Consider the following 10,103-nt stretch of genomic DNA (forward strand, 5'->3'; position numbering starts at 1 on the left):
ATTAAAGATATATCAAAATGGCGGAAATTAAACCTGCTGAAATTTCAGCAATATTAAAACAACAATTATCAGGTTTTGAATCTGGTGCATCGTTAGAAGAAGTTGGAACAGTACTTCAAGTTGGAGACGGTATCGCTCGTGTTTACGGATTATCAAACGCTCAATACGGAGAGTTAGTACAATTCGAAAACGGATTAGAGGCTATCGTATTGAACTTAGAAGAAGACAATGTTGGGGTGGTACTTTTAGGACCATCAACAGGAATCAAAGAAGGTTCTACAGTAAAAAGAACACAACGTATTGCTTCTCTTAAAGTAGGAGAGCAAATGGTAGGTCGTGTTGTGGATACTTTAGGTAACCCAATTGACGGTAAAGGTCCAATCGGTGGTGAGTTATATGAGATGCCATTAGAAAGAAAAGCTCCTGGAGTTATTTTCCGTCAACCAGTAACTGAGCCATTACAAACAGGAGTAAAAGCAGTTGATGCGATGATTCCAGTTGGTCGTGGACAACGTGAGTTGGTTATTGGTGACCGTCAAACTGGTAAATCAACAGTTTGTATCGATACTATCTTAAATCAAAAAGAATTTTATGATGCAGGTCAACCTGTATTCTGTATCTATGTTGCTGTAGGTCAAAAAGCTTCAACTGTTGCTGCTTTAGCAAAAACTTTAGAAGAAAAAGGAGCTATGGCATATACTATCATCGTAGCGGCTAACGCTTCAGATCCTGCTCCAATGCAAGTTTACGCTCCTATGGCGGGTGCTGCAATCGGAGAATATTTTAGAGATTCTGGTCGTCCAGCTTTAATTGTTTATGATGATTTATCTAAACAAGCAGTAGCGTACCGTGAGGTATCTTTATTATTAAGAAGACCACCAGGACGTGAGGCTTATCCTGGAGACGTTTTCTACTTACACTCTCGTTTATTAGAAAGAGCTTGTAAAGTTATCGCTAACGATGAAATCGCTAAAAACATGAACGATTTACCAGATTCTATCAAAGGAATCGTTAAAGGTGGTGGTTCGTTAACAGCGTTACCAATTATCGAAACACAAGCGGGTGACGTTTCTGCTTATATCCCAACAAACGTAATTTCGATTACAGACGGACAAATCTTCTTAGATGGTGATTTATTCAACTCTGGAGTTCGTCCTGCTATCAACGTAGGTATTTCGGTATCTCGTGTTGGAGGTAATGCACAAATCAAATCAATGAAAAAAGTAGCAGGTACATTAAAATTAGACCAAGCACAATTCCGTGAGTTAGAAGCTTTCGCGAAATTTGGTTCTGACTTAGATGCTGTAACTTTAAACGTAATTGAAAAAGGTAAGAGAAACGTTGAAATCTTAAAACAAGGTTTAAACTCTCCATTTACAGTTGAAAATCAGGTAGCAATTATCTATGCAGGTTCTAAAAACTTGTTAAGAAATGTTCCTGTTAACAAAGTAAAAGAATTCGAAAAAGATTATTTAGAGTTCTTAAATGCAAAACACAGAGATACATTAGACGCGTTAAAAGCAGGTAAATTTGATGACAAAATTACTGACGTTTTAGAAAACGTAGCTAAAGAAATTTCAGCAAAATATAATTAAAAAGTATTAAGTAATAAGTATCAAGAATTAAGACATCTTGATACTTAATACTTAAACTTAATACTCAAAAATATGGCAAACTTAAAGGAAATACGTAATAGAATTACTTCTGTTTCATCTACGATGCAAATTACATCGGCGATGAAAATGGTTTCTGCTGCTAAATTAAAAAAAGCGCAAGATGCCATTACGGCTATGCGTCCGTATGCAGAAAAACTTACTGAACTATTACAAAACTTAAGTGCAACTCTTGAAGGAGAAGTAGGTGGTGCTTTTACAGCTCAAAGAGAAGTAAAAAAAGTGCTTATCGTTGCAATTACTTCTAACAGAGGTTTGTGTGGTGCGTTTAATTCAAACGTTATCAAACAAGTAAAAGTAGTAGCAGATACTTACCAAGGGAAACAAGTGGATGTTTTTGCTATCGGTAAAAAAGGAAACGACGTTTTACGTAAAACACACAATGTAGTTGACGTTCAAAACGGTGTTTACGACCAATTGACTTTTGACAATGCAGCTGCAATTGCGCAACAGTTAATGGATAAATTCGTAGCAGGTGAGTATGATAAAATTGAAATCGTGTATAACGAATTCAAAAATGCAGCGACTCAGATTGTAAGAACACAACAGTTTTTACCATTAGCTCCTATTGTTGGAGGTGAAGTAGTAGCTTCTGATTATATCTTCGAACCTTCTAAAGAAGAAATTGTGTTGACTTTGATTCCAAAATCATTAAAAACACAATTATACAAGTCTATTAGAGATTCATTTGCAGCAGAACACGGAGCTCGTATGACAGCAATGCATAAAGCAACCGATAACGCTACAGAATTAAGAGACCAATTAAAATTAACATACAACAAAGCGCGTCAAGCAGCTATTACTAACGAAATCTTAGAAATCGTTGGTGGAGCAGAAGCTTTGAATAACTAATTTTAGTTTAGATATTATTAGAAGTCCCGATTTATTCGGGACTTTTTGTTTTATAAAAAAACCGCCACTTTGGTGACGGTTTAATTTTAATTTATAATGTTGCTTTATGAGCTGTTATGGTGTCAATAAACAAATTAACTTCGTCTAATTGTTTGTTTACCCTTTCTAAATCAAGTTCTTTTTCTAAAAGAGCTACAGCTCCATAACTTTCCTTTCGGTTTTCTAATAAGAATTTCTTATACTCTAAACGAACCTTTCGTTTTTCTTCTGTTTCTTTTGTAGGTCCTTCTGGTAATGCTGCTATAATGGTATCTACAGCACTTATTTCTGCGAGTACTCCTTGTAAAACAGCATCAATTTCTACCGATGTAGTACTGTAGTTGGTAACCATACGTTCTTCGGAAAGTTTTTTAAATGTTAAATCTGCTTTTTCCTTGTTTGCCATGTTTAACAACACATCGCAATCTGCAATTGTTGTAATGTTTGTTACTGAATACATAATTTATGGTTTTAAAGTTATACTATCTCATGAACAATTGTAATGCCATAACGATTGTAAAACTTAAAAATTAGGCAAATTTTAACTACAAAAGTTAAACTTTTACTAAGAACACAATAACCTTATTTTTCTTACGTTTTTATACCTCTTTTTTAGAAACGATGTTAGGAATAAGCGTTAATTTTTCTTTTAATAATTTTTCTTCAAATTTTAAAACCTCCTTTTTTATTTCTAATTGAAATACTGTTTTCGAAGTGTTTTCTTTTATTTTTTTCTCTCTGTTTGTTGCTATTAATTTTAATGATGCGATCTCTTTTTTATTCCATTCCTTACCCTTTTCCATAATATTTGTAATAATTTTATGAGAAACTAAATTTGCGTTTTGTTTTTTTAACAAAGCTGTTATTTTCTTCTCAATTATGAGTTGTTGATGCGCATTTTTAAGGATTAGTTGTTGTACTACTTTTTTATCTACTTCTGTAGTGTTTTTATTTTGTTTGTTTTCTACAGCAGGGTTTTGTAATTGCGAAACAAGCAATGCTAGTTTCTCCATAGCATGTAGTGGTAGGGATCTTTTTCCTAATTCATATAGCGAAAGCTGACTACGGCTAACTTGTAATATTAATGCCAGTTCTTCTTGTTTAAATCCAAGTAATGCACTTATACTTTTTTGGTCTCCCATATTATAAAGTTTGTAGCAAATTAATAAAAAATATTTTTTTGCTACATATTTTGTAGCATTTTTTTTGTAATTAATATTTTGCTACAATTGTTGTGTTGTAACAGTCACAGATTTAAATTTAAAATGTAATAAAAAAGCACTCGATTTTTTAAAATAACGTTAAAAAAATATAAAAACTTAATAAATAGGTTTTAAAAAATTGAAAATATGCAGAAAAACTACAACAATGTACTAATGGTGTTTTTTTAAATTTGAAAAAATCAATTATATATGAAAACACAACTATTTAATTATTTGACATTTAGGTGTTGATGAAAATCCTACAATTGGATATTAGTATTGTTCATTCACTTATACATTTGTAATTTATAGTGGTATGACAGTTCCTTATCAAGTGACATTGAGTGAAGAGACGAATCAAGTATTACTATTGCCTTCTTCGTTTACATTACAACCAGGGCAAAATGTAATTCAGGTAACGGTAATTCCACAAAGTCCTTTTACGGGAGGAGTTTTAACTTGGACATTACAGGGTACCGTTCCTAGTGAAGGAGGATATGAGTTATGTATTACTGAGTTTGAAGCAGATATCCCATGGTGTAACTCTTCAAGTAAAATGAATTACGAAAGTGAAGATAAGCTAGTAAGTACTAATAGTTTTAGTATGTATCCTAATCCAGCTGCTACCCAAGTAACGCTTGCTTATACTATGGAATTAGAAGGTGCAACGCTTGAAATTTATGATTTAACAGGAAGAAGAATTGCTAAAAAAGCACTATCTTTGACTAATAAGGAAGTCACTTTAGCAGTTGATTCTTATCCTGCAGGTTTGTATATGCTAGTAGTAAAACAAGCGGATACTATCTTATGGCAACACAAGTTAATTATAAAATAGAATAACCCTAAACAGGTACGCTTTTAGCGTACCTGTTTTAAAACTAACGAATTATGCTTAAAAAAATTACTTTATTCTTTTTATGGGTAACGGTTACAGGTTTTAGCCAATGTTATAATGGTTTTCAAATTGGCGACTATCATGTTGTTTCTATCAAATCAGATGGCTCGTTATGGGGTTGGGGTTCAAGTGATATTGGTCAATTGAGTAATACTAATTTAGTTAATCCTACTCTTTTTCAAATAGGTACAGCTACTGATTGGTTAAAAGTAAGTACTGGCCCATACAATACTTTTATTATTAAAAATAATGGTACTTTATGGGCTATGGGAGATGGTAGGTACGGACTATTAGGTAATGGTTCTACAACTACAATAAATCCTACTTTACAACAAATCGGTACCGCCACTAATTGGCAAAAGATATCCGCATCGAGTGATATGACTATTGGTTTAAAAACGGATGGGACTATCTGGGGTTGGGGACAAAACGATCAATATGAAATGGGAAATAATACGTGTTGTACCAATCAACTTACTCCCATTCAAATTGGTACAGCGAATCATTGGGTGGATATTGAAACTAGTAGGGGTGCTTCTGTTTTTGCTTTAAAAAATGATGGCACTATTTGGGGGTGGGGATTGAATCTTGCAGGTTTATTAGGTAACAGTACTGTTATGGCACGAAGTATTCCCACTCAATTGAATGCAGATACCGATTGGGCTAGTATTCATGTTGGCGCTGCCCATATTTTAGCNNACCTTGTGGTCTTGGGGGGGGGGGGAATATGGACAAACTGGAGATAATTTCCCTTCATCTTACTATAGAGACACACCAACTCAAGTCGGTACAAGTACTTGGTCTAAAGTATTTGCTGGATGGAAAGTCTCCTTTGGAATTAAACCTGATGGTACCCTTTGGGCTTGGGGACTTAATGATGTAGGACAGCTTGGAATAGGCAACACTACTAATCAATTTACTCCTGTTCAAGTGGGTACTGATACTGACTGGGTTGATGTGGTTTCAGGTGGCGCTGGAAATGACCAGTTTACTATTGCAACAAAATCAGATGGTACGGTTTGGGCATGGGGAGATAATCAAGGGGGGCAATATGGTAATGGTACTGTTGGCAATCCAGTTTATGTTCCTACCCTAATGACAGGGCTTTGTGCTACCTTAAGTACTGATGAATTTCAACAAGAAAATGTTTTTACAATGTATCCTAATCCAGCAAAGGATGTTGTAAACTTACAATATGATTTAGCTGTAGCTAATGTAACTGTTGAAGTTTTTGATTTAACTGGTAGGTTAATTCAAAATGTAGCTTTAAATTCTTTTTCAGGAACTAATGAGTTGAATGTTAGTGCTTATCCAGCTGGGGTATATTTGGTTTTGGTGAAACAAGGTGCTACGATGGTTTCTAGTAGTAAGTTAGTGGTGGAGTAGCGGGTTTCAAGTTTCAGGTTGTGGACTAAACTGCGTTTAGTGGGGTGCCTAGGGTTAGGAGACACTTCGACAAGCTCAGTGTGACAAAAGAAACGTTGATAGTAATTTTTTTAATATTTTAATTTAGATATTTAAAAAGTCCCGATTTATTCGGGACTTTTTTGTTTTATATTTGTGAGAATAACAACTCACCAATGAAAAAATATACGTCATTTGTTTTAGTACTTTTTACCTTTTTGGCTTCGGCACAAAATCTTCGTTTAGAAGACATCATGAAAGGAAATGAATTCATCGGCCACCAACCTGATAATCAACGTTGGTCAATCGATGGGCAAACCGTTTTATTTGATTGGAATCCGAATAACGAAATCGGAAATAGTACCTATTTCTGGAACGCTTCTTTAAAAACACCGCAAAAAGTAACGACTTCAAATCCTATTTACGATTTGGATTTCATGGCAACTCAAAAAGACTATGATGTGGTGTATTATACGAATCAAGGCGTTTTATATTCGTATACCAAAGCCACTAAAAAGGCAAAAAAAGTCATTCAATTAGCCGAACGCATTAATTCGGTGGATAGAAGCAGTAATCCTGATATTATCTTTTTTCAGCAAAATCGCAATGTATATCAATTCAATACCAGAGATTTTTCGATTGTTCAATTGACCAATTTTAAATCGGGAAAAGAAAATAAAGTTTCAAAAGAAGATTCATTTTTGAAAAACCAACAAGCAGCATTGTTTCAATTTGTTCGCGATGAAGAAGCATCTTCCAAATGGTACGAGGAAAAATCTAAAAACAAAAAAGAAAAATTCCCAAAAGAAATCTATTTCGATAAATCATCTTTAGAACAAGTAAAACCTTCACCAGATGGAAAATTTGTAACCTTCCGTCTTTCAGATTATCCAAATCAGCCCTCAACAAATGTTGAAAATTTCATTACAGCTGATGGTTTTACACGTCAAGAAAAAGCACGAGCAAAAGTTTCGGTAGAAGGTTTCAGTAAACATAAATTCGGGATTTTCAATATAGAAAAAGATACTACGTATTATGTTTCGTTTTCCAATTTAACAGGAATTAAAGAAGCACCAAAATACTATCAAGATTACGAAAATCTAAAAGGACAATCAGAATACGATATTCCAGTAGTAATGCAAAGTCCGGTATATAGTCCAGACGGGAAAAATGCCGTTTTGGAAATCAGAAGTCAAGACAACAAACACCGTTGGATGGTACAATTAGATTTGGTTTCAGGAAAAATCACCGAATTAGACCACCAACAAGACGACGCTTGGATTGGCGGACCAGGAATTCCAGGCTACAGTTTCAGTAGCGGAACTTTAGGGTTTATTGATAATTCGACTTTTTATTTTCAATCGGAAGCTACTGGTTTTTCGCACTTGTACACGTATAATTTCAAAACCAAGAAAAAAGAAGCGCTAACAAAAGGAAATTGGGAAGTTCGTGAAGTAAAATTATCCAATGATAAAAAATCATTTTACATCACCACGACAACAACACATCCAGGCAACAGAAGTTTTTATAAATTGGATATCGCTTCTAAAAAAATGACTGGAATTTTAACCAATGATGGCAACTACGAAGTAGAAGTATCTCCTGATGAAAAAACACTTTTAGTACGTTATTCGTATAAAAACAAACCATGGGAATTGTATGTGGGAGCTAATAAACCGAATTCAGATTTGAAACAAATCACGTTCTCCATTACACCAGAATTCAAAAAATACAATTGGAAAACACCAGAAGTTATCACGTTTAAAGCCGAAGACGGAACCAATGTTTACGCTCGTTTGTACCAACCAAAAGTAGAAAACAGTAACAAAGCCGCAGTTATTTTTGTTCATGGCGCTGGATATTTGCAAAACGCTCACAATTATTGGAGCACCTACCACAGAGAATACATGTTTCACAACATGTTAACCGATTTAGGCTACACCGTTTTAGACATCGATTACAGAGCCAGCGATGGTTACGGTCGCGATTTCAGAACGGGAATTTATCGTCACATGGGCGGAAAAGATTTATCAGATCAATTGGATGGAAAGAAATATTTGGTTCAAAATTTAGGAATTGACGCTAACCGAGTTGGAATTTATGGCGGTTCGTATGGAGGATTCATCACGTTAATGGCATTGCTAACAGAACCAGGCGAATTCAAAGCAGGAGCCGCTTTACGTTCGGTTACCGATTGGGCGCATTATAATCATGGCTACACCTCAAACATTTTGAACTTTCCAGAAACAGATCCTGAAGCATATAAGAAAAGTTCTCCAATTTATTTTGCGAATAACTTACAAGACAAATTACTAATGTTACACGGAATGGTCGATGACAACGTACAATTTCAAGATATTGTTAGATTAACGCAACGTTTCATCGAATTAGGTAAGAAAGATTGGGATTTAGCTGTATTTCCAGTGGAAGCGCATGGTTTTACGGAAACGTATTCTTGGGTAGACGAATACCGAAGAATTTTAAATTTATTCAACGAAAATCTATTACAAAAATAAAATGCCACAGTTAATCGAATTAGGAACGAAAGCCGAAATGTTAGAGCAATTGCCTATCATCCAACAATTATATTCTGATTATACTTTAGAAATCTATGGGAATTTATTAGATAAAATGATTCCGCACAATTACAAACAACTCATCGTAGTCGAAAACGGAATCACGATGGGTTTGGCAGGATTTTGGATTGGAACTAAATTGTGGAGTGGAAAATATCTAGAAATGGATAATGTTGTGGTACATGAAGATTTTCGTTCCAAAGGAATTGGCAGCATCATGACGGAATATCTCAATCAAAAAGCTATTGATGAAGATTGTAATATGATTGCTTTAGATGCTTATACAACTAACTTTGGAGCCCAAAAATTTTACATGAATCACGGATTTGTTCCAAAAGGATTTCATTTTGTGAAATATTTAAAATAACAATTATGAGAAATTATATTGCAATACTATTCTTGATTTTAGTTACTAGTTGCTCTAGTCAAGACAAAATCATTAAAGAATCAGCAATCGTTGCAACTTATCAAAGTTGGACTGCTGGTGTTCGTGGAGGAGGAAGCGGAATTAATTTCGAATTAAAATTAAAATCTGAATTGCCAAAAGGAGTAGTATTAAAGCGAGTTATTTTTAAAGGTTTTGAAGTACAATTTACACAACAAGATACGTTGTCTTATAACGCTGCAATAATTACAGGAGTTAATCAGGAAAGATTTGAGGGAGATAATAAAAGCACATCTTCTAGTCCAAAAAATGCTACCCAACTTAAAGATAATGAAGCAGTTTTAGTTTTCTTTAAAAACGGGAAAGAATACCAACAAAAAATTAGTAACGTAAGAGAGCAACCAACATTAGAATATCCTTCTGCTAGACCAAAGTTTTAATTATATTTGTTATCTATAAATAAATAAAATTTGAGCCTCTATAAAAGTCTTTTTAAACAAACGGCAATCTACGGCATAGCAACAGTTTTGCCTAGAATTATTAGTTTTATTCTAAATCCCATTTTTGTTTATTATCTTACAGATAAAGAAAAAATGGGTGAGGTTTCCGTTATTTTTTCCTATCTGGTTTTTTTTAATGTGATTTTATCTTATGGAATGGAAACAGCTTTTTTCCGTTTTTACAATTCGGAAGAAAATAAAGGAAAAGTAATATCTACATCTATTATTTCGCTTTTTTGGTCTACAATAGGATTTTTAGCGATATTTCTTTTATTTCGAAAAAACTTGGCTAATTGGTCTGAAATAAATGTGGAATATATCGTTTTCACCATTTGGATTTTAGCTTTAGATGCGTTAGCGATAATTCCGTTTTCCAAAATTAGAGCTGAAGGTCGCCCTATAAAATATGCGGTAATTAAGATTTCAAATGTCTTAATTAACTTGCTATTAAACGTTTTCTTTTTGATTCTGCTTCCCGATTTAGCAAACGAATCTTCTAATCCTTTTATTCAAACGATTTATCACGATGATTTTCAAATTGGCTATATTTTTGTTGCGAATTTAATAGCAAGCTTAG

At 34.0% G+C, this 10,103-nt stretch carries 11 protein-coding genes; 9 read left to right on the top strand and 2 right to left on the bottom strand.

Annotated features, from left to right (window positions below; translation table 11 throughout):
* The first annotated feature begins 17 nt into the window (after positions 1–17).
* Together atpA and atpG are read left to right on the top strand one after the other, a co-directional pair.
* Entirely contained in the window at positions 18–1,595 is a 1,578-nt protein-coding gene (gene atpA, locus B4I81_RS10510) for a F0F1 ATP synthase subunit alpha (protein ID WP_291110436.1), read from the top strand.
* A 72-nt stretch (positions 1,596–1,667) separates the two neighbouring features.
* Positions 1,668–2,525 (top strand): ATP synthase F1 subunit gamma, encoded by an 858-nt coding sequence (gene atpG, locus B4I81_RS10515; RefSeq protein WP_291110438.1) that lies wholly within the window; start codon positions 1,668–1,670, stop codon positions 2,523–2,525.
* A gap of 91 nt (positions 2,526–2,616) precedes the next feature.
* Here the strand turns inward: atpG and B4I81_RS10520 are convergent, their stop codons facing one another.
* Both B4I81_RS10520 and B4I81_RS10525 read right to left on the bottom strand, forming a co-directional pair.
* Positions 2,617–3,024: a hypothetical protein gene (locus B4I81_RS10520; protein WP_291110440.1), complete on the bottom strand. Its 408-nt coding sequence runs from the start codon at positions 3,022–3,024 to the stop codon at positions 2,617–2,619.
* A gap of 139 nt (positions 3,025–3,163) precedes the next feature.
* Positions 3,164–3,706: a helix-turn-helix domain-containing protein gene (locus B4I81_RS10525; RefSeq protein WP_291110442.1), complete on the bottom strand. Its 543-nt coding sequence runs from the start codon at positions 3,704–3,706 to the stop codon at positions 3,164–3,166.
* Between the two features lie 376 nt (positions 3,707–4,082).
* Here B4I81_RS10525 and B4I81_RS10530 point away from each other — a divergent pair, with 376 nt between their 5' ends.
* From B4I81_RS10530 to B4I81_RS10560, 7 genes are all read left to right on the top strand, one after another.
* Positions 4,083–4,601 (top strand): T9SS type A sorting domain-containing protein, encoded by a 519-nt coding sequence (locus B4I81_RS10530; protein ID WP_291110444.1) that lies wholly within the window; start codon positions 4,083–4,085, stop codon positions 4,599–4,601.
* A 53-nt stretch (positions 4,602–4,654) separates the two neighbouring features.
* A complete protein-coding gene (locus tag B4I81_RS10535; RefSeq protein WP_291110446.1) occupies positions 4,655–5,407 on the top strand; it encodes an RCC1 domain-containing protein in 753 nt (250 codons plus the stop codon).
* Entirely contained in the window at positions 5,364–6,047 is a 684-nt protein-coding gene (locus B4I81_RS10540) for a T9SS type A sorting domain-containing protein (protein ID WP_291110448.1), read from the top strand. The genes B4I81_RS10535 and B4I81_RS10540 overlap by 44 nt, the downstream gene beginning before the upstream one ends.
* A gap of 194 nt (positions 6,048–6,241) precedes the next feature.
* Complete coding sequence (locus tag B4I81_RS10545; RefSeq protein ID WP_291110450.1) at positions 6,242–8,581, top strand: S9 family peptidase; 2,340 nt, start codon at positions 6,242–6,244, stop codon at positions 8,579–8,581.
* Position 8,582: 1 nt separating this feature from the next.
* Positions 8,583–9,008: a GNAT family N-acetyltransferase gene (locus B4I81_RS10550; RefSeq protein ID WP_291110452.1), complete on the top strand. Its 426-nt coding sequence runs from the start codon at positions 8,583–8,585 to the stop codon at positions 9,006–9,008.
* 5 nt (positions 9,009–9,013) lie between these two features.
* On the top strand, positions 9,014–9,466 hold the full coding sequence (locus tag B4I81_RS10555; RefSeq protein ID WP_291110455.1) for a hypothetical protein: 453 nt from the start codon (positions 9,014–9,016) through the stop codon (positions 9,464–9,466).
* A gap of 30 nt (positions 9,467–9,496) precedes the next feature.
* Positions 9,497–10,103, top strand: a 607-nt coding sequence (locus tag B4I81_RS10560; RefSeq protein ID WP_414655100.1) for a lipopolysaccharide biosynthesis protein, incomplete at its 3' end; no start/stop codon positions are given.

It is taken from the genome of Flavobacterium sp. UBA6195, assembly GCF_002422095.1.
Classification (GTDB): domain Bacteria; phylum Bacteroidota; class Bacteroidia; order Flavobacteriales; family Flavobacteriaceae; genus Flavobacterium.